Origin of the sequence: Sphingobium sp. EM0848 (assembly GCF_013375555.1) — a bacterium.
Taxonomy (GTDB): Bacteria; Pseudomonadota; Alphaproteobacteria; order Sphingomonadales; family Sphingomonadaceae; genus Sphingobium.
In genome coordinates this window covers 619,044-638,387 of record NZ_JABXWB010000001.1, presented here as the reverse complement: position 1 = coordinate 638,387, position 19,344 = coordinate 619,044, and the positions used below count along the sequence as shown (strand labels likewise).

Annotated in this window: 14 protein-coding genes; 7 read left to right on the top strand and 7 right to left on the bottom strand. The window is 60.9% G+C overall.

The annotated features are described in order from the left end of the window. Positions 1-58 precede the first annotated feature (58 nt). The gene (locus tag HUK73_RS03035) at positions 59-934 is read right to left on the bottom strand and encodes an enoyl-CoA hydratase (protein WP_176590581.1); all 876 of its coding nucleotides are present in this window, start codon (positions 932-934) and stop codon (positions 59-61) included. Positions 935-1,217: 283 nt separating this feature from the next. Between HUK73_RS03035 and HUK73_RS03030 the strand changes: the two genes are divergently transcribed. Genes HUK73_RS03030 through HUK73_RS03020 form a run of 3 tightly spaced genes read left to right on the top strand, consistent with a single transcriptional unit; the run spans position 1,218 to position 4,290 of the window. Continuing rightward, on the top strand, positions 1,218-2,501 hold the full coding sequence (locus HUK73_RS03030) for an acyl-CoA dehydrogenase family protein (RefSeq protein ID WP_176590580.1): 1,284 nt from the start codon (positions 1,218-1,220) through the stop codon (positions 2,499-2,501). Next, positions 2,498-3,553 carry a phosphotransferase family protein gene (locus HUK73_RS03025; protein WP_176590579.1) on the top strand — a complete coding sequence of 352 codons (1,056 nt, stop codon included), beginning with the start codon at positions 2,498-2,500 and terminating at the stop codon, positions 3,551-3,553. Before HUK73_RS03030 ends, HUK73_RS03025 begins: the two co-directional genes overlap by 4 nt. Then, entirely contained in the window at positions 3,550-4,290 is a 741-nt protein-coding gene (locus HUK73_RS03020) for an SDR family NAD(P)-dependent oxidoreductase (protein ID WP_176590578.1), read from the top strand. Before HUK73_RS03025 ends, HUK73_RS03020 begins: the two co-directional genes overlap by 4 nt. Positions 4,291-4,346: 56 nt before the next feature. On the opposite strand, the gene HUK73_RS03015 is transcribed toward HUK73_RS03020, so the two are convergent. The 4 genes from HUK73_RS03015 to HUK73_RS03000 form a co-directional block, all read right to left on the bottom strand. After that, on the bottom strand, positions 4,347-6,587 hold the full coding sequence (locus tag HUK73_RS03015) for a TonB-dependent receptor (protein WP_176590577.1): 2,241 nt from the start codon (positions 6,585-6,587) through the stop codon (positions 4,347-4,349). 48 nt (positions 6,588-6,635) lie between these two features. Beyond that, positions 6,636-7,460, bottom strand: coding sequence for an SDR family NAD(P)-dependent oxidoreductase (locus tag HUK73_RS03010; protein ID WP_176590576.1), 825 nt, complete (start codon positions 7,458-7,460; stop codon positions 6,636-6,638). Positions 7,461-7,531: 71 nt separating this feature from the next. Continuing rightward, entirely contained in the window at positions 7,532-9,298 is a 1,767-nt protein-coding gene (locus HUK73_RS03005) for an amidohydrolase family protein (protein WP_176590575.1), read from the bottom strand. Positions 9,299-9,474: 176 nt separating this feature from the next. Then, the gene (locus HUK73_RS03000) at positions 9,475-12,024 is read right to left on the bottom strand and encodes a TonB-dependent receptor (RefSeq protein WP_176590574.1); all 2,550 of its coding nucleotides are present in this window, start codon (positions 12,022-12,024) and stop codon (positions 9,475-9,477) included. Between the two features lie 166 nt (positions 12,025-12,190). Between HUK73_RS03000 and HUK73_RS02995 the strand changes: the two genes are divergently transcribed. Together HUK73_RS02995 and HUK73_RS02990 are read left to right on the top strand one after the other, a co-directional pair. Further along, on the top strand, positions 12,191-13,405 hold the full coding sequence (locus HUK73_RS02995) for an acyl-CoA dehydrogenase family protein (protein WP_176590573.1): 1,215 nt from the start codon (positions 12,191-12,193) through the stop codon (positions 13,403-13,405). Between the two features lie 77 nt (positions 13,406-13,482). Continuing rightward, positions 13,483-14,484 carry an NAD(P)-dependent alcohol dehydrogenase gene (locus HUK73_RS02990; protein ID WP_176590572.1) on the top strand — a complete coding sequence of 334 codons (1,002 nt, stop codon included), beginning with the start codon at positions 13,483-13,485 and terminating at the stop codon, positions 14,482-14,484. A gap of 30 nt (positions 14,485-14,514) precedes the next feature. On the opposite strand, the gene HUK73_RS02985 is transcribed toward HUK73_RS02990, so the two are convergent. After that, positions 14,515-16,512 carry an acetoacetate--CoA ligase gene (locus HUK73_RS02985; protein ID WP_176590571.1) on the bottom strand — a complete coding sequence of 666 codons (1,998 nt, stop codon included), beginning with the start codon at positions 16,510-16,512 and terminating at the stop codon, positions 14,515-14,517. Positions 16,513-16,722: 210 nt separating this feature from the next. Here HUK73_RS02985 and HUK73_RS02980 point away from each other — a divergent pair, with 210 nt between their 5' ends. Beyond that, positions 16,723-17,010: a DUF1330 domain-containing protein gene (locus HUK73_RS02980; RefSeq protein WP_176590570.1), complete on the top strand. Its 288-nt coding sequence runs from the start codon at positions 16,723-16,725 to the stop codon at positions 17,008-17,010. Between the two features lie 165 nt (positions 17,011-17,175). Beyond that, complete coding sequence (locus HUK73_RS02975; RefSeq protein ID WP_176590569.1) at positions 17,176-17,856, top strand: SDR family NAD(P)-dependent oxidoreductase; 681 nt, start codon at positions 17,176-17,178, stop codon at positions 17,854-17,856. A 48-nt stretch (positions 17,857-17,904) separates the two neighbouring features. Here the strand turns inward: HUK73_RS02975 and HUK73_RS02970 are convergent, their stop codons facing one another. After that, complete coding sequence (locus HUK73_RS02970; RefSeq protein WP_176590568.1) at positions 17,905-19,326, bottom strand: aldehyde dehydrogenase family protein; 1,422 nt, start codon at positions 19,324-19,326, stop codon at positions 17,905-17,907. Positions 19,327-19,344: the final 18 nt, after the last annotated feature.

Below are 19,344 nucleotides of genomic sequence, written 5' to 3'. Positions count from 1 at the left end.
CTTCCCGGCGTCTTGGCGCATCTTCATCACATAGATAATGAAAACGCGACGGCCACGATCAGTCCGGCACATCCGCCAGACCGGGCAGCACCACCTTTCCCCGCATGGCCGGATCGATTCCCGAAGGATCTATCGACACGCCGAATTTCAGCTTGTTGTGGCTGTGCGCCAGCTGATGTAGGCCGAACGCCGCATTCATGACACCATTGCGGCCTTGTGCATCCTGAGCATTGTTGACGCTTTCCTTGGCGAGCTTCAGTGCGAATAGCGGCTTGCGGGCAATCCTTTGCGCCAGGTTCAGCGTGAAGCCTCCCAGTTCCCCCACGGGAACGACATGGTTCACCATTCCCAGCCGATGGGCATCGTCGGCGCTGAGGAAATCGGCTGTGAACAGCATCTCCTTCGCCTTGCGGAATCCCAGTTCCCATGGATGCGCGAAATATTCCGCGCCGTTCAGGCCCATGGCGACAGTATTGTCCATGAACTGCGCATCCTGCGCCGCGACGATGATGTCGCATGGCCAGACCAGCATGAGTCCCCCGGAAATACAGCGGCCCTGGACGGCCGCGATCGTCGGCTTCGCGATGTTGCGCCATCGTTCGGACAGCCCCTGATACATTTCCTTTTCACGCGCCATCTGCCCTTCCGCACCGTCGCAGGCGAAGCCGCACCAGGTTCCGACAGTCCGGTGACGCCCGATCGCCTCCTCCTTGTCCGGTTCGCGCAGATCGTGCCCGGCGGAAAAATGCGGACCGGTCGCAGCCAGGATGATGACCTTGATCTCGTCATCCTGCGCGGCACGGTCGAATGCCTCGTTGAGTTCGTAGAGCATCCGCGTGTCCTGCGCATTGCGGTGCGCGGGACGATCCAGCACGATCCGCACGACATGCGGAGCGGGGCATTGATAGTCTATCGTCTGAAATGGCTTCTGCATTGCCCACACTCCCCGTGGCGCCCATTCCCCCCATGCCGCAGCCGGTCTGTCCAACAGGCCTTACAGCCCATCAACTGTACCGGCCGACCTTCCAATCGCCAGAGCCGGGCGACAAATATCGAGCATGTGTTGAACATGCACGCGCATGGCCAAAGCCGTTGACAAGCCGGGCCACCGGAAGAAGCTTGCCCGCGACACGCCAAAAGCGAGCATGTTCCCGGCAAGGCCTGCAACCCGGTCCCGGCCGATATCTTCCCATGCCCGCACCAGGAGAGGACAGACAATGTGGCAATTTGAGACGGACCCGGAGTTCCAGAAAACGCTCGACTGGATCGACTGCTTCGTCAGGGAGGAGGTGGAACCGCTGGAGCTGGTTCTCGACAATCCCTACGATCTTGCCCATCCGTTGTTCGAGCGGCTGGTCCGTCCACTTCAGGCCGAGGTGAAGCAACGGGGCCTGTGGGCCTGTCACCTTTCGCCCAAGCTGGGTGGTCCGGGCATGGGCCAGCTCAAGCTGGCGCTGATGAGTGAAAAATTCGGACGGGCGCGCTTCGGCCCGATCGTCTTCGGCGCGCAGGCGCCCGACACGGGCAATAGCGAGATTCTCGCCCATTACGGCACGGAGGAACAGAAGAAAAGCTATCTCGAACCGCTGCTGGCCAACCGGATCGTATCCTGCTTCACCATGACCGAGCCGCAAGGCGGCGCGGACCCTCTGGGCATGACGACATCCGCTATGCTGGATGGCGACCAGTGGGTCATCAATGGCGAAAAATGGTTCGCGTCCAACGCCCGTTTCGCAAGCTTCTACATCGTCATGGCGGTGACTGATCCCGACGCCGCGCCGCATGCGCAAATGTCGATGTTCATCGTACCGGCAGACACGCCCGGCATCGAGATCGTCAAGGATTATGGCTATCTGGGCGAACCGGACAAGGCCCATGCCCATCTGCGCTGGACCGATGTCCGGGTTCCTGCCGACGCCATGCTCGGCGGCCGGGGAAAGGCTTTCGAGGTTGCGCAGGTCCGGCTTTCGGGCGGGCGCATGCATCACGCCATGCGCGCGCTGGCGCAGGCCACCCACTGTTTCGAACAGATGTGCGAGCGCGTCCTATCCCGCAGTACGAAGGGCGAACTGCTTGCCCGCAAGCAGATGGTACAGGAAAAGCTCGCCGACAGCTGGATTCAGCTTCGTCAGTTTCGCCTTCTCATTCTGGAGACCGCTTGGCTCCACGACAGGGAAAGCGACTGGAGCAGGTTGCGCAAGAATGTCGCGGCGGTGAAGGTGCTGATGCCCAAGGTCCTGCACGACATCGCCGAACGGGCGCTGCATCTGCACGGATCGCTGGGCGTCACCGACGAGGCGCCCTTTGCGGACGCGCTGATCCACTCCTACACGCTGGGCCTGGCGGACGGACCTACAGAGGTGCACAAAGTCACCGTCGCGCGGGAGATATTGAAGGGCGTCGAACCCTGCGCGACGATGTTCCCCGACTATCTGCGTAGCCATGCAAAGGCGCGAGCGATCGCCAAATTCGGTCTCGAAGCCGAAGCGGGTGTGCCATGATCGACCCGGACACCGCCACGAAAGTCGACCCGGCACGCCTTCTGACATTCCTGAACGATGTCTTTGAAGAGCGGGAGACGGAACTGGGCATCGCGCCGGTCAGTGGCGGCCTCAGCAACCTGCTGTTCCGGGTCGATCATGGTGCGCGGCGGCTTGCGTTGAGGCGGCCACCGATGACCCCGGTCGACGCATCTTCCAACGACATCAGCCGGGAAATCCGCCTTCTCAAGGCATTGGGGCGGACCAGCGTGCCTCATGCCCGTCTGCTTGCGTCGGAGGAAACCGGCTCGGTGATCGGCGCGCCTTTCGCGCTGCTCGAATGGGTGGATGGATTCGCGCCGAGGAGTCCCCTGCCCCCTGCCTTTCGCGACGACGATGCCAAGACGCGGATGGGCGAGGAGATCGTCGATGCGCTGGCGATGCTGCACGCTGTCGACTGGCGCGCCATTGGCCTGTCGGATTTCGGGCGGCCCGACAATTTCCTTGAGCGACAGGTCGACCGCTGGGAAAAGCAGCTGGCCCGCAGCGGCGGCCGCAAGCTGGACGGTTTCGTCCGCCTCGCACGGCTGCTGCGCGATGAAATGCCCAAAAGCCGTCAGATCAGCCTGATCCATGGGGACTATCAGTTCGTGAACGTCATGTTCGCGCCCGCGACGCCGCCGCGTTTGAGCGCGATCGTCGATTGGGAACTGGCGACGATCGGCGATCCGATGCTCGATCTGGGCTGGCTTCTCGCCAGCTGGCGGGACGAGGGCGAGCCGGAGAGTTTCGCTCCCTATCTCGACTGGAACGGTTTCCCGCCGCGCGCGGACATGGCAGCCCGCTATGCGCAGGCTTCCGGTCTCGATGTGGGCGCCCTGCCCTATTATATGGCGCTGGCCTCGTTCAAGCTCGCGGTGATTCTTGAGGGCTGGTATCAGCGATATCTCGCTGGCCAGTCCACGCTGGAACGCCATGCCAGCATGGAATATGGCGTTCCCCGCATGCTGGAACGCGCGCTACAGCTCGCGCGATGGTCCGGCGGCCCACTCTTATCGGAGCAATCCATATGACGGACCCCCTTTTCCGCCTCGACGGCAAGGTCGCTCTCGTCACAGGCGGCAGCAGGGGTCTGGGGCGCGAAATGGCGCTCGCCTTCGCCCGCCATGGCGCCGATGTCATCGTAGCGAGCCGCAAGCTGGAAGCGTGCGAAGCCGTGGCCGCCGACATCCGCGCAATGGGCATGCGCGCGCTCCCTGTGGCGGCGCATGTCGGGAAATGGAACGAGATCGATGGGCTGATCGAGGCTGCCTATGACCATTTCGGCGCCATCGACGTCCTCGTCAACAATGCGGGCATGTCCCCGGCCATCCCAAGCGCGGAAATGGGCGAAGAGCTGTTCGACAAGATCCTGTCCCTGAATTTCAAGGGGCCGTTTCGACTTGCCAGCCAGATCGGGCATCGCATGGCGAAGGGCGACGGCGGCGCGATCATCAACATATCCTCGACCGGATCGCTGAAGGCAGTGCCGGGCGCCGTAGCATATTCCGGGGCCAAGGCGGCGCTCAACGCCATGTCGCTTTCGCTGGCCCATGAATTTGCGCCCCGGGTTCGCGTGAACACCATTGCCGCCGGTCCTTTCCTGACCGACATTGCCAAGGCCTGGCCCGCCGATCGGCAGATGACGGCGAACAATGCCCTCGGACGCCCGGGCAGGCCGGAAGAGATCGTGACGACCGCCCTCTATCTGGCCAGCCCCTGTTCCAGCTTCACCACGGGCACGCTTATCCGCGTCGACGGCGGCGGCTGAACGAAAAAATAAAGTGTTCGCGTTCCTGGGAACGCGAACACTCTCCTTTAAGATCATCAGAACCGGAAATCGATGCCGGCGCCATAGGTTCGGGGCGCCGCCGCCGTTCCAAGATCGCCCAGCGATTGTTCGGACACGGACGAATAATAGAGCTTGTTCGTCAGATTGCGTCCAAACAGGCGGATGCGAAGATCATTGGCGAACTTGTACGCGATCTGCGCATTCACGACATCATAGGCGTCCTGCTTGATGCGGTTGGTCGGCTCCCAGTAAAAACCGTCATTGTGGAAATAATTGGCCGACAGTTCCAGGTCGCCCATTCCCACCGGCACGACATAGGAGATATTCACATTGGCCGTCCAATCGGGCGCATGGATCATCTTGTTGCCCTTCGCATCGAAGGTGCATGCGGCGTTTCCGCCCGGCGATGTGGAGGAAGACGCAGGGCAGGTCAGGCCCGCGGGAACCGAGCTATAGGGCTGCGGAAGATAATAAGGCGCATTGGGGAAGGAATTGTATTTCCCGTCAAGCACCGTCAGATTCGCGCCAATCTGCAAATTCCCCAGCGGCATTCGCGGCGCCGCCACGACTTCGAACTCCAGGCCATCGGACTTCGCGCTGGCTGCGTTGAGCGTCTGGATGCCCCCCGGCAGCACGGTCGACAATTGGATATCCGAATAGTCGTAATGGAAGGCCGTGGCGTTGAAGCGTAACTGGCGATCAAAAAGGTCGGTCTTCAATCCGATTTCATAGGCGTCCAGCGTTTCCGGACGGGTCGGCAACTGCGTGATCGATGTCAGGTTGAAACCGCCGGTCTTGAAACCCCGGCTGCCGGACGCATAGAGCAGGATATCGGGCGCGACCTGATAGTCGGCGCCAAAGCGCCATGTCAGCTTGCGTGCGGAAATCTGCTTGTCATTGATGGTAACGAGCACGGTTCCGGCCGGTGCGCTATTGCCGGGCAGGGCGATCAGTTCGCCGTTCAATTTCGCCTTTTCATAGGTATAGCGCAAACCGGCGGTCAGGTTGAGGCCGTCCAGCACCTCCACATTGGCCTGCCCGAAGGCGGCGTAGGAATTGACATCCTGGTCCGATATACGGCTCAGGTTGAAGCTGGCAAGGCTCACGCTTTGCGTCGAGACCGGATTGATGGACGCCTTTGAATTCAGATAGAAAAGCCCGGTGGTAAGATCTGCGGGACCCAGTTTCGCCTCCAGCAGGAATTCCTGTTGGAACGTCTTGTTCTTCTCGTCACGAACCACGCCGACGATAGGGACCGGCGTGGCGTCCTGGTCGTAGTGATTGTACCATTTATACTCGCGATAGGCCGTTATGCTGCGCAAGGTGACATCGCCCAGATCGAGCGTCGCATTCTGGCTGAACCCGAACTGGCTGCTTTTCGCGCGAGGGTCGAAACTGTAATTGCCGTCGAAAGCGCCACCGACCCGGTGGCCGCCCAGCACGGTTCGACTATCCTCATAAGTGTTGCGATTGGTGCCAAGGTCGTTCTTCTGGCGATCATAATCGCCCGCCAAAAGAATATTGAGGTTGTCCGTGAGATCGATGGCGAGCTTAACGCGAATGGACTGCTCGTCCCGCTTGTTGATCTCGCTGCCTGTCGCGATGTTATGGCCAAACCCCTTGCCCTGCGAAGTGCTGTACAGCGCCACGCTGGCCGCGACCTTGTCGCTCAGCCCGCCTGCGGCATAAGCCATTGCGGTCACGGTCTCATAATTGGCATAGGACAGGTCGAAAGCATATTCGGACTTCTGCGTCGGCGTTTTCGTGATGATCTGGACGACACCGCCAGTCGCATTGCGGCCGAACAATGTGCCCTGCGGCCCGCGCAGGACCTCCACCCGTTCGACATTGTTCAATCCGAACGCCGCGCCCGTCAGCGATGCGATGTAGACGCCGTCGACATAGGTGGCGATGGAGCTTTCATTGCCGATAATGGCCGACTGTGCCCCAACGCCGCGAATGAACGTCTGGGTGGTACCGTTGACGGTGGTTTGCAGCAGATTCGGCGTCGATATCTGCAAGTCCTCGCTTGTGGCGATGCCGCGTTCGGCCAGTGCCGTGGCGTCCAGCGCGGTGACCGCGACCGGTACCTTCTGGAGCGATTGCTCGCGACGCTGCGCCGTCACGATGATGTCGTCCACACCGCCGCGAGAAGCGCCGTCCGGGTTGGACTGAGACGACGCTGGTTCCGGTGAGTCCGCCTGCGCCATGGCGGGAATGCTCGCCAGAGCCGAGGCGCAGAGTAATGCGGTGCGCAATAGGTGAAACTGATTCATGTCTGTCCTCCCCTTATGTAATTATTCTGCTCGCTTGCGGAGCGGCGGCTACGCCATGTCCTTCGACCAGCCCGACGCATCGTCGGAGACCGGCTTTGGCGAGAGCAGTGTGAGCCCGCCATCGGCGACCAGATTTTGCCCGGTCATATTGCGCGACAGATCCGTCGCGAGAAACAGGATGACGCTGCCGATGTCGGACGGCGCGCCGATGCGCCGCAACGGATATTTTTCCGCGACCGCTTCATACCATTCGCTGGTCTGGTTCTGCCAGCGCGGCGTCGTGACAAGGCCCGGCGCGACGGCATTGACCCGGATGTTGAGCGGCCCCAGTTCGACAGCCGCCGTGGCGACCATGTGATTGAGCGCCGCCTTTGCGATGCCATAGCCGAACGCCGGATTGGTCCACACTCTGTGCCCGGCTACAGAACTGACGAGAACGATGCTCCCGCCGCCGGATTTCGCCATCAATGGCGCGCCGATCTGCAACGCCAGATAGGCATGGCGCAGCACATTGTCGAACTGCCACTGGAGATCCTCGTCGCCCATGGTCAGGATACCGCCGGCAATGCCGATCGCGATAATGTCGACAATGCCGTTCAGCTTTCCATGACGCGCTTCGATCTCGGCGAACAGCCGCACCATTGTCGGCCGGTCCTGCGCATCGCCAATGAAGGCGCTGCCCTTGACCTCGTCAGCAACATGTTGTGTCGCAGCATCCCGCCGGCCGACGCAAACCACATGCGCGCCCGCCTGGGCGAGGGCATGGGCCGCCTGACGACCTATGCCTTGGCCCGCCCCCAGAACCACGAAAACCTGGTCATCCAGTCGGCCCAGACCGCTGAAGTCAGGAACAGGTGTCTCGTCGAAATCCATAAGAACCTCCCGATGTCGCCTGATGCAGCGACATCAGCCGATGGATGGAACCGTTCGGCTTCCTGCCGTCGTCATTCCGCCGCGTTTGCGAAATCCGTGACCACAGCGACATCGCCGCCAGTCATGTACTGGCCGGGAAACAGCCCGCTCGGCTTGCCATGGTCCATGACGACCTGACCGTTGACGATGACATAATCGACGCCGCGCGCTGGTACGGTCCGGCGCCAATCTCCGCCGGGCAAATCATTCGCCACGACATATTTGCGTTCGAAACCAAGCGTGTCCAAATCGTAGATCACGATGTCGGCCGCCTTGCCTTCCTCCAGCGTGCCACGGTCATGGAAACCAAACATCCGCGCCGGGCGCGCACTCAGGATATTGTGCATTTCCTCCAGCGTCAGGCGCTTGTCTTCCTTGACCATCCAGTTGATGAGGTCGGTGGAATATTGCCCGCCCACGAACATCTTCACATGCGCACCCCCATCGGATGTCCCGGCGATCACGCGCGGATGGCGCAATATCTGCTCGATCTTGTTGCCGTCGCGCGACTGCGCCTCCGCAAGAACAAAATCGACCTGCATATGCGTGTCGACCAGGATATCGAAGAATACGTCCACAACATGCCGGTCCAGCTTCGCGGCAATGTCGCCGACCTTCATGCCTTCATAGGGCTGATAGGTTTCGCTTCCGATGGCCGAGCCCAGAATATATTTCTCGAAGCCGCCGCCTGTGGGAATGAAATATTCGTAGCGATAGGATTCCCGCGCAGCCTTGCGCCACTCCGCATTCTGGGCCAGCGCCATGCGCTCGCTGGTCGTCTTGCAGCGGGAAAATTCCTCGAACACCGGCACCGCGTTGAACAAGGTCGATTCCTCGATCTTGAACTCCGCCCAGCCGCGAAAAGTAACGGACTGAAGGTAGATTTCGAGACCCTCCTTCTCCATCCGGTCGACCCAGTCCAGCGTGTTCTTCCAGCGATTTATCAGTTCCAGCTGCGCCGGCGTCGGATTGTCGGAGCCTTCCACCGCCATGATGACGTTATGGATCACGGGCCGCCCCGAAATGCGAGCAAGCTTTTCCGAAATGTCCGGCCGCGACTCCATCCGCAGCTGAACCAGCGACTGGATGATGCCGTCGCCGCGTTCCCGCAATAGTTCCGCCAGGCAATAGGCATCTTCCGGGTCCATGACGTCTGTGGGCACCGGCGTGCCATCGAAATCGACATGGCCATTGCCGTTCCCGAGCAACGAAAGGCTGAAGCCGCTCGCGCCTGCATCCATCGCTTCGTTCAGCAATTGTTTCATGCGCGCCCGCTCGGCGTCGGTCGTCGGCCGCGACTTCACCTCGTCGCCCTTTACGTAAACCAGAAGGGGATTGAGCGGCAGGAACATGCCGACATTGATCCCCTTCTTCATGGCGCGAAGATGCGCGAGCCATTCAGGGAAGCTTTCCCATTCCCAGTTGATGGCCTGCTTCTGCGATTCATAGGGCACCTGTTCGGTGTTGACCATCATCATCATGTAGCGTTCGCGATGTTCCGGCCGGCACGGCGCATAGCCAAAACCGCAATTGCCCATCACCACGGAAGTCGTGCCATGCCACGAAGAGCTCGTGGCGTAGGGATCCCAATGCAGCGGGGCGTCATAATGGGTGTGCAGGTCGATCACCCCCGGAGCAACGATCCGGCCCATGGCGTCGATCTCCTTCAGCGCCTTTTGCTGCCCCAGGTCGCCAATCCGCACGATCCTGCCGTCCGACACTGCGAGGTCGGCAACGACGCGTCCGGCGCCCGTCCCATCCACAATGGTACCGTTACGGACGATGAGATCGTATGTCATTCTTGTCTCCTATGGTCGGATAGCGGATTTACCCGCCGCCCTTTATGACAAGGCGCGCGCTACATGCAGACGCATCCTGTTCCACATCCATGATCGTATATCGGGGACCAAAGGTCACGCCCGCCGGACCATCCATTACAGATGTAAAGGGCGGCCCGGCGGCCCATTGCGAACGGTCAGAAGCGAAAGCGCAACTGCATCCCATAGGTCCGCGGCTCGCCGACCGACGCGTGCGTGATGCCCAGCAGCGTCTGAAGGCCGATACCGCCACGGAAATAGGTCTTGTTCGTCAGGTTGTTCACGAAGAAGCTCGCATCGACAGGCGCGCCCAGCACATCGTTCCACGCAATGCGTCCGTTCACCAGCCCGTAGCCCGGCGCAACCGCCTCAGGTTCAAGATCGCTCTGCACGGCAAAGACAAATCGCGACTGGTAGAGATAATTGGCGTTGACGCTGATCTTGCCCCAGTCGTCCGGCACGGGCAGCGTCACCGTCGCGTTGACGCTGGCGTGATATTTGGGAACATTGGGAAAGGGATTAGCGGTGGCCTCATCATGGCCCACGATCGCCAGTTCGCCCCCGGTCAGGCCGATGACCGGAATGTCAAAGGCCTTGTACTTGGCATCGGTATAATCGGCAAAGCCCGAGATGCGGAACCATTTGTTGAAGATCAGTTCGCCTTCAACCTCGACACCACGAACCTGCGCCTTGGCGGCATTGGTCGTGAAGCCCTGCGCCTGCGAAGTCAGAGGATTGAAGATGATGACGCCGCGTTGCGCGTCGCGGATTTCCTGCTGGAACAGCGAAAGCGCAAGCCGCCCCCGCACCGTTCCGATATAGCCATTCAGTTTGGCGCCCAATTCATATTCGGTGATGGATTCGGGCTTATATTCGCGAAGTGCAGGTACAACGACCGTCGTCGAAACACCACCTGGACGGTAGCCATGCTTTGCCGACGCATAGAACATCATATTGTCCGTCGGCCGCCAGTCGATGCTGCCGGTCCAGTTTGCATCGTTCGGAGACTGCCTGGTCAAAACGCCTCGACAAGCAGCCTCATACACTGAAAAAGGCGTGTTGGTTCCCGGGCATACAGTGATGCCGCTTGCCTGACCGTTGGGAAGGCCCGTGGGCGTCAATGCGGAATAACTTTGTGCATGGATGTTATCCCAGGTGTAGCGAATGCCTCCCGTGACGCGCAGCTTGTTCGTGACTTTATATGTCGCCTGACCGAAAATCGCCTTGCTTCGCGTATCGATGCCATTGAGCACAGTGGTCGTAGAGCCAGTAAAAAAGCCACCAAACGCCTGGCCAAAGAGCGTGTTGCCAGGAACTATGTCGTCACGTTCTTCATAATATCCACCGACCATCCAGTCGAGGCTGTTGCCGACCATTCCGGACAGCTGCAACTCGTGCGAGAACTGCTTTTTCTGCGACGCACGCGCGGTAGGAGCGAATGTCGGCTGATAACCGTCAAGTATCGGAAAGGGTGAGGCGTCCGCGGAATAGCCGAGCGCGACATACATGCGCTGGTAGCCCAGCACATATTTCAGTTTGACCGCATCAAAGTCCAGTTCAAGCTTGTTGATGAAATTCTGTACCTTGTTCTTGTATATCAGAAAATCCGACGGCGTGTTGTAATAGACCTTGCGCGGCCCCAGTTGTTGCACCGTGTTCAGATAGCCCTGAAGTCCCTGACTGACCCCCGGGATAGCCGCCAGATCCGGATTGGCAGCAAGGAACGCGTTGAAGAAGGGGTAGGGCGACGTAGGCGAGAAAATGGTCGACGCCAATCCGTTCGGCCGTGCCGCCAGCAGATACCATGAGCTCTGGTGCGAATCCACATTGGAATAATCGAATATGGTCGTATTGGTCAGCCATTCATTCGGCGTCAATTTCGCGGTGATGCGAAACGCGTCAGAATGCTTGTTGTCCAGGTCAAAATTATCCTGGTTCAAGATCTTCGTATAACCGTCACGCCGGACAACATTGCCCGCAACGCGAATGCTCAAGACATCAGGCACGACCGGAATGGTCAGCGCGCCTTCGACTTCTCGATCATTATAATTTCCGATCTGGCCAGAAATATATCCCTCGAATTCATTGCCCGGCGCCTTTGGAGAATAAAGAACGGCGCCGCCATTTGCGGCACGCCCGAACAACGTACCCTGGGGCCCGCGCAGGACCTGGACGGAATCCATGTCATAAATACCCGCCAGCGATGGATATATTTGAACGACATCTGCAAAATAGATCTCGACGGTCGGATTGTTGCCGAAGTTATTATTCTCCGGCGCCTGGCCGCGAATGGTGAAATTGAGGTGATTTGAAGAAAAAACGCTGGTCGGCGTCAATGACGGCGTCACGCGCGCAAGATCCAGGGCATTGACCACCCCCAAGGACCTCAGATTTTCGCCGCTCACCGCGGTAACGGCGACGGGCACGGTCTGAAGGGTTTCCGCGCGCCGCCGCGCCGTGACGATGATATCGCCGCCGTCGACGGCCGCCTGTGGCGAGGTCGCCCCCTGATCCGCCGGAGCTTCCGCCGACTCCTGCGCATATGCAGGCGAGAGCGGGAGGGCGGCGACGCTTGCAGCCAGCAAAAACCGATATTTCATAAAATCCTCCCCGGCCGGTATTACGCCACCTTTGGCTCCCCGGCTTAAACGTGAATGCGAATGTCTCTTGTGGTCTACGTTTTTGGTTGACGATGCTGAAGTTCTCAAGTCAGTCCGCTGGTCCGAACTGGCTTATTACACCTGTAATCATCCTGGCAGAGCTGTCGTCTGTCCGCGATTTGCGCCCATGTCGTGATACTTGAGCATATCCAAACCATCAGGATGGGTCGAAACCGGCTCAAACGGCAAATATGATATGGGACAAGAGGCTATCATGGAGAGGCGCGACACGCGATTGTGGTCGGATCATTATCTGCCCGACGAAGTGAAGGGCATCCGCGCGGAGGTCAGGCATTTTGCCGACACCCATCTCCGCCTGGTTGCGCATGAACTGAACAATCGCGCGGAAACGCGAGACAGCTTTCCTCGGGCCATGCTTGGACAGATGGCCGCCGCGGGCATATTGGGGATCCCCTTCGCGGCCGATGTGGGCGGGCGAGACCTCAAGCATCCAACGCTCGCGCTGCTCGTGGCGCTGGAAGAGATCGCCTATTATTCATCGGGCGTGGCGTCCGCGCTTCTCGACGCACAGCTTATCCTTGTGGGCCAGACGCTCGACCGGGCAGCGCCGCATCTGCGCCAATCCTATCTCCCCCGGCTCATCAAGGGCGAAATCGTGTGCAGTTTCGCGACAAGCGAGCCGGACGCCAGCACCGACCTGTCGCCGGCGCGCATGCAGACCAGAGCGGTCAAGGTCGAGGGCGGCTGGCGCATTTCGGGGCGCAAGCGGTGGATCACCAACGCCGTGGCGGCCGACCATATGCTGGTGCTGTGCCGCACCGGCGACAAGGCACAGACATTGCTGCTCGTCAACATGCGCGACAATGGCGTCAGCGTCGCGGACCCTGACCGGAAAATGGGCAATCATCCGCAGCTGACATCCGACGTACTGTTCGAGGACAGCTTCGTTGCGGACGACCATGTCGTCGGCGAAGTGGGGGCGGGACTGCGCGGCGCGCTGGGTGCGTTGACGATCGGGCGCATGGGCATCGGCGCGGTCGGTGTGGGCATGGCTCAGGCCGCCTTCGACATAGCGAGCGATCATATGAGCCGGCGCAAGGTCTTCGGCCAGGAACTGGGCCGGTTCCAGCATTGGCAGATGACCTTCGCGGACCATGCCATCGCCGTCGAACAGGGGCGCGCCCTGTTCCACAAGGCGGGCGCCATCTATGATGCGGGAGAATCGTGCGAAGTCGAAGCCGCCATGGCCAAGATCGTTGGGTCGCGGGCGGCAGTCGATGTCGCACGCGACGCCATTCAGGTCAGCGGCGCCTATGGTTTCGTCAAGGAAATGGGAGCGACGGGAGAGCAAAAAGCTTTGGAAGCGATCTATCGCGATTCCAAGATCGGTGAGATATACGAGGGCGCCAACGAAATTCAGAAATGGATCATTGCGCGACATTTCCTCGGTCGCGAAATTGTTGGCTGAAAGACAGGGGAAACAGGGAGAAACGCCGCTTGACCGTCGCCAGGCGGCCAAGGCGAAAAACCGACAGGGAGAGAAATGTGAGAGCCGTTCGCTTGCCCGCACCAGGAATCGGAAACCTTGCGTTGGTCCAAGAGGCGGAACCCCCGGCTCCGGCGACAGGCGAAATCGTTGTCCGGATCAGCGCAAGCTCGCTAAACTATCATGATTATGGTGTGGTATCCGGCCGGATTCCGACCGTTTCCGGCATTGTCCCCCTGTCCGACGGCGCGGGAACGGTCGTTGCCGTCGGCGCGGATGTCACGGAATTTGCCGTTGGCGATCATGTCGTTTCCACCTTCTTTCCTGACTGGATCGACGGGCGCGAACCCGATGCGCGCCCGTCCAACGTGCCCGGAGACGGGATCGACGGTTTCGCCAGGGACATGGTTTGCGCGCCATGGCACGCCTTCACCCATGCGCCACGCGGCTTCAGCCACAGGGAAGCCGCCACGATCACCTGCGCTGGCGTCACCGCATGGCGCGCGCTTGTCCCCAAGGGCCAACTGAAGGCGGGCAACACGGTCCTCGTCATGGGCAGCGGCGGCGTATCGGTCTACGCCCTGCAACTGGCCAAGGCGATGGGCGCCCGCGTCATCGCGACATCCTCATCCGACGAAAAGCTGGAGCGGCTACGCGCGCTCGGCGCGGACGAGGTCATCAACTATCGCAGCGATCCGGCTTGGGGCGCGACTGCGAACCGGCTTTCCGGCAAAGGCGTCGATATCGTCGTCGAGACGGGGGGCGCCGCGACCCTGGAGCAATCCATCGCCGCGACGCGCTATGGCGGAACGATCTCACTGGTCGGCGTGCTGGCCGGCATCCAGGGGCCGGTGCCGACCGCGCGGATATTCGGCAAGCAATTGACGATAGCAGGCATCACGGTGGGCAGCCGCCGCCACCAACTCGACACCGTCCGCGCGCTGGAGACAACGGGCATCCGCCCCGTCATCGGCAATCAATTTCCTCTGGAAGAACTGCAATCCGCATTTCTGCTTCAGGAAAAAGGCGCGCATTTCGGCAAGATCGCCATCGACTTCTGATACAAACCTCCGCCGGGTCGGGCCTGAATGTCACAGCCCGACCAGCCCCTTGCACGCGGCGAAGTCGGTGAACCAGTCCAGGCTCGCCGGATTGGCCATGGTTTCCCTACTCGCGACCTTTGCGGCCTCCGCGCCCAGCAATATCTTGCGTACGGGAATTTCCAACCGCTTGCCCGTCATGGTATAGGGAATATCCGGCACGAACAGGATTTCATCCGGCACATGGCGCGGGCTGTTCTCGTCGCGCAATCGGCGAATAATTGCTGCCCTGACCGCATCGTCCGGCGCGACGCCCTCCTTCAGCTTGACGAACAAGGGCATGTAATAATCGCCGCCCGCAAGATTGCAGCACAGCACCAGCCCGTCCTGCACCCCTTCCACCTTTTCGAGCGTGCGGTAAATTTCAGCCGTGCCGATGCGGACGCCGAAACGGTTGAGCGTCGCGTCCGACCTTCCGTAGACATAGCAGCCAAGCCTGTCGTTCATCTTGAACAGGTCGCCCTGCTGCCAGACCTCCGGAAAGGTCTCGAAATAGCTGGCCCGATAGCGGGACTTGTCGGGGTCGTTCCAGAAATAGAGCGGCATTGACGGAACGGGCTTTGTGATGACCATCTCGCCGACCTCGTCGATCACGGGACGGCCCTGATCGTCAAAGGCGGCCACGTCGATGCCCAGCATCGGCCCCTGTATCTCGCCCGCATATATGGGCTGGATGGGAACGCCACCGACAATGCCCGAACATAGTTCCGTGCCGCCGCATTGCGATGTGACCCACAGATCGGTCTTCACAGCGTCATAGAACCAGGCGAAAGTTTCGGGCGTCGAGGGCGCGCCGCCCAATATGATCTCCTCCAGCGCATCGAGGGCGAAATGGTCGCGCGGCCGGAAACCGGCCTTGGCCGCGGCCTGCACCAGCGTCGGACTGGCGCCCAGGACATGCGCGCCGGTATCCTGCGCGACGGCGAACAGCGTTCCCACGCCATCGGCGAAGGGGCTGCCGTCGTACAGGACGGTGCCGCCGCCCACGCACAGCGCGGACATAGTGGAGTTCCACATCATCCACCCGGTCGTGCTGTAGATGAACAGCACGGTTCCGGGCCGGATGTTCACATGAAAGCTCATGCCCTTCATATGCTGGATCAGCACGCCGACATGGCCCTGCACAATGGGCTTGGGCAGACCCGTGGTGCCCGACGAGAACAATATCCAGAGCGGATGATCGTGCGGCACCCGTTCGTAGCGGAACTGCTCGCGCGGCGGCGCGTCGCCCGCCACCAGATCGTCCCATTTGCGGAGGCCCCGATGGGCCACCGGCGCGCCGGATGGATGGGCATAATCCAGCCAGACCAGATGTTCGAGCGTGGGCAGTTTCCCGACGATGGCGGCGATATCCGCGCGCCGGTCGAAATCCCTGCCCGCGAACCGATAACCATCGGCGGCAAAGATCAGCTTGGGCTCGATCTGCGCGAAACGGTCCGTCACGGTGCCGACCCCGAATTCCGGCGCCGCGGACGACCAGATGGCGCCAATCGCCACGGTCGCCAGCATCGCTATGGCCGTTTCGGGAATATTGGGCATATAGGATACGACCCGATCGCCGGGCACAACCCCCAGATCGCGCATCGCGGTCGCCAGCCGGCGGACCTTCTCCTCGAGTTCCTGCCAGCTGACCGTGCCGCCGGGCCGCATTTCGGACCGATAGTGGATGGCCACTGCGTCCCCGCCCCTGGAATCCAGGTTTCGCAGCACATGTTCGGCATAATTGACGCGCGATCCGGTAAACCAGCGCGCATCGATCATGGCCCCCTTGGTGCAGACCTCTTCATATGGCCGGTCGGACCATATCTGGAAATAGTCCCACAAGGACGCCCAGAACGCATCGGGTTCGTCAACCGACCAGCGCCACAGGGCGGGATAGTCTGTGAAATCATGCCCCCGCGGCCTTAGCCATTCCATATATTGCGCAAGGTTGGATCCGGACGCAAAATCCTGCGACGGACGCCACAGCAATTCTCCTTCGACTGTCATGCCTTCTTTCCATCCTCTCACATCCGCCCCGCAATCGATGGAAGAATGGAATGAACCGCAGGCCGAGCGAAGAGCAATCCGTCATTGCCTGCCAATCCATCAGGAATGTGAAGCCGTGCGGCAGGCGCGATCCATGCCTGCCCGACACTGGACTGCGCACGCGCCGCCGTGCATCACCGCCTCTCAGCATGTCAAAGAAGGGAGTGTTACATGCCGGCCTATATTGTCTTCATGCGTGAAAATATCCGCGACGAGGAGGAGATGAAAATCTATGCGAGGATGGCCGGCCCCACCTTCGCCGGACATGAAGCGATCCCCCGCGCCGTCTATGGAGCGACGGAAACACTGGAAGGCCCGCCGACGGACAGCGCGGTCATCGTAGAGTTCAAGACGGTGGAAGCGGCCAGGGCCTGGTATGACAGCCCGGCCTATCAGGACGCGAAGCGGCACCGGCATCTGGGCGCCGATTATCGCGCCTTCATCATCCAGGGCGTCTGAATATCGGGTCGTCGGCGCCATTTGGCCCGCACCGTCAGGCATTGCAATATTGCATCCGCAATTTCCTGCTGCGACGATCCACTATCCATCGGATGACTGGCAAATCCCCTGCCCGGAATTGTAGCGGAGCAGTGTAATATTGTTTCGCGTTTGAATGGAGGTTTTATGGTGAAGTCGGCAGTCGTGACAGGCGCATTTGGTGCACTGGGTCAGGCAGTAACAGCCTGTTTCCAATCGTTCGGGGTGCAAGTCGCGTGCATCGATTATGCGCCGGTTCCTGCCGGATGGCCCGAAGGCGGCGTGGCGATAGGCGATGTCGACCTGGCCGATCCTTCATCCGCGGAACAGGCGCTTCGCGAAGCTGCGGAGCGGCTTGGCGGGATCGACGCCCTTATCAATGTCGCCGGCGGCTTTGTCTGGCAGAAGTTCGAGGATGGCGATCCTGCCAGCTGGCTGAAACTCTACGCATTGAACCTTCAGACGACGGCGAATGCGATCAAAGCCGCCCTTCCCTTCCTGCTGAACCAATCGGCCGCGCGGATCGTCAATGTCGGCGCATTCGCCGCACTTCGAGCGGACACCGGCATGGGCGCCTATGCCGCATCGAAATCGGCGGTCCATCGGTTGACTGAGACGCTTGCCGCCGAATTTGCCGACCGCGACATCACCGTCAACGCCGTCCTGCCCAGCATCATCGATACGCCGACCAATCGGCGCGACATGCCGGACGCCGACACCAGCACATGGGTGAAGCCCAGGGCGATTGCCGATGTCATCGCCTTCCTGTGCTCGGCAGAGGCGGGCGCGATCAGCGGCGCCCTCATTCCCGTGACACGCGGCGGCTGATCCCCACTGCATCGGGGCAGGACCGGCTGGCCCTGCCCCGCGCCCCCTTTATCCGTGGCCCAGCATGGCCTTGGTTTCCAGATATTCGGCAAAGCCATGGTCGCCCCATTCGCGTCCATTGCCGGACTGCTTATAGCCGCCAAAGGGCGCCGTGAAGTCCAGGCCCGCCGCATTGAGCGTCACCTGACCGGCGCGCAATTGCCGCGCCACCCGATTGGCGCGGGCGGGATCGCCGCTCTGGATATAGGCGGCCAGCCCATAGGGCGTATCGTTCGCCAGCGCGATGGCGTCGGCTTCATCCACATAGGCCTGGATCACCAGCACCGGCCCGAAAATCTCCTCCCGAACCACCGTCATGTCGGGCGTCACATCGGCAAAGATGGTCGGTTTCACGAAATAGCCGCGCTTCAGTCCGTCCGGCCGTCCGGGCCCGCCCGCCACGACCGTCGCGCCTTCCTCGACACCCTTTTCGATGAGTTGCTGGATACGATTCCATTGCACTTCGGACACGACGGGGCCGAGCCGGACCTCCTCTTCGGGATTTCCGACGGTCAGCGATTCCGCCGTCTTCTTCGCGATGGCCTTTACCTCGTCGAGCCGGCTCGCCGGCACCAGCATTCGCGTCGGAGCATTGCAGGACTGACCGGAATTCAACATCATGCGGACGATCCCGCCCGCCACCGCTTCCTCGAAATTCGCGTCGTCAAGCAGGATATTGGGCGACTTGCCCCCCAGTTCCTGCGCAACCCGCTTGACGGTCTGCGCAGCCGTCTGAGCGACCTGAATGCCGGCGCGGGTGGACCCCGTAAACGACACCATGTCGATTTCCGGATGGCCGGCAATCGCCGTTCCGACACCCGGTCCGTCGCCGTTAACCAGGTTGAACACGCCCGCCGGGACACCGGCGGCATCGCAGATCTCGGCGAAGATCATGGCGGAGAGCGGCGCGACTTCGGACGGCTTGAGCACCATCGTGCAGCCCACTGCCAGTGCCGGCGCGACCTTGCACGTGATCTGGTTGATGGGCCAGTTCCATGGCGTGATCAGACCGCAAACGCCAATGGGTTCCTTGACGATCATGGTCGTACCGCGAAGTTCCTCGAACGCGAAATTCTGGAGCATCGCGTGAGCGGTCTTGATATGGGCCAGCCCCAATGCGACCTGATACTGGCTGGACAGCCAGGAAGGCGCGCCCATTTCGGACGTGATCGCCTTGGCCATCTCTTCCTTCCGCTTTTCATACTCCTCGGCGATCCGGCCCAGCAGCGCGACACGACTTTCGATGCTACTTTGCGAGAAGGCGCCGAAGGCCCGCCGGGCAGCGGCGGCGGCGCGATCGACATCGGTCGCCGATCCTATGGAGATGCTTGCGACCGGCTCCTCGGTCGCCGGATTGATTACGTCCAGCTTTCTGGGTTCGGCCGGATCGACCCAGGCTCCGTCGATGTAGAATTTCAAATAGTCGGGCATAACATCTCCTATCTCAAA

Coding starts and splice junctions, on each gene's coding strand:
- HUK73_RS03015 (WP_176590577.1), bottom strand. CDS start 6,587: ATGAATCAGTTTCACCTATTGCGCACCGCATTACTCTGCGCCTCGGCT.
- HUK73_RS02975 (WP_176590569.1), top strand. CDS start 17,176: ATGGTGAAGTCGGCAGTCGTGACAGGCGCATTTGGTGCACTGGGTCAG.
- HUK73_RS02970 (WP_176590568.1), bottom strand. CDS start 19,326: ATGCCCGACTATTTGAAATTCTACATCGACGGAGCCTGGGTCGATCCG.
- HUK73_RS03020 (WP_176590578.1), top strand. CDS start 3,550: ATGACGGACCCCCTTTTCCGCCTCGACGGCAAGGTCGCTCTCGTCACA.
- HUK73_RS03035 (WP_176590581.1), bottom strand. CDS start 934: ATGCAGAAGCCATTTCAGACGATAGACTATCAATGCCCCGCTCCGCAT.
- HUK73_RS02985 (WP_176590571.1), bottom strand. CDS start 16,512: ATGACAGTCGAAGGAGAATTGCTGTGGCGTCCGTCGCAGGATTTTGCG.
- HUK73_RS03005 (WP_176590575.1), bottom strand. CDS start 9,298: ATGACATACGATCTCATCGTCCGTAACGGTACCATTGTGGATGGGACG.
- HUK73_RS02995 (WP_176590573.1), top strand. CDS start 12,191: ATGGAGAGGCGCGACACGCGATTGTGGTCGGATCATTATCTGCCCGAC.
- HUK73_RS03010 (WP_176590576.1), bottom strand. CDS start 7,460: ATGGATTTCGACGAGACACCTGTTCCTGACTTCAGCGGTCTGGGCCGA.
- HUK73_RS02980 (WP_176590570.1), top strand. CDS start 16,723: ATGCCGGCCTATATTGTCTTCATGCGTGAAAATATCCGCGACGAGGAG.
- HUK73_RS03030 (WP_176590580.1), top strand. CDS start 1,218: ATGTGGCAATTTGAGACGGACCCGGAGTTCCAGAAAACGCTCGACTGG.
- HUK73_RS03025 (WP_176590579.1), top strand. CDS start 2,498: ATGATCGACCCGGACACCGCCACGAAAGTCGACCCGGCACGCCTTCTG.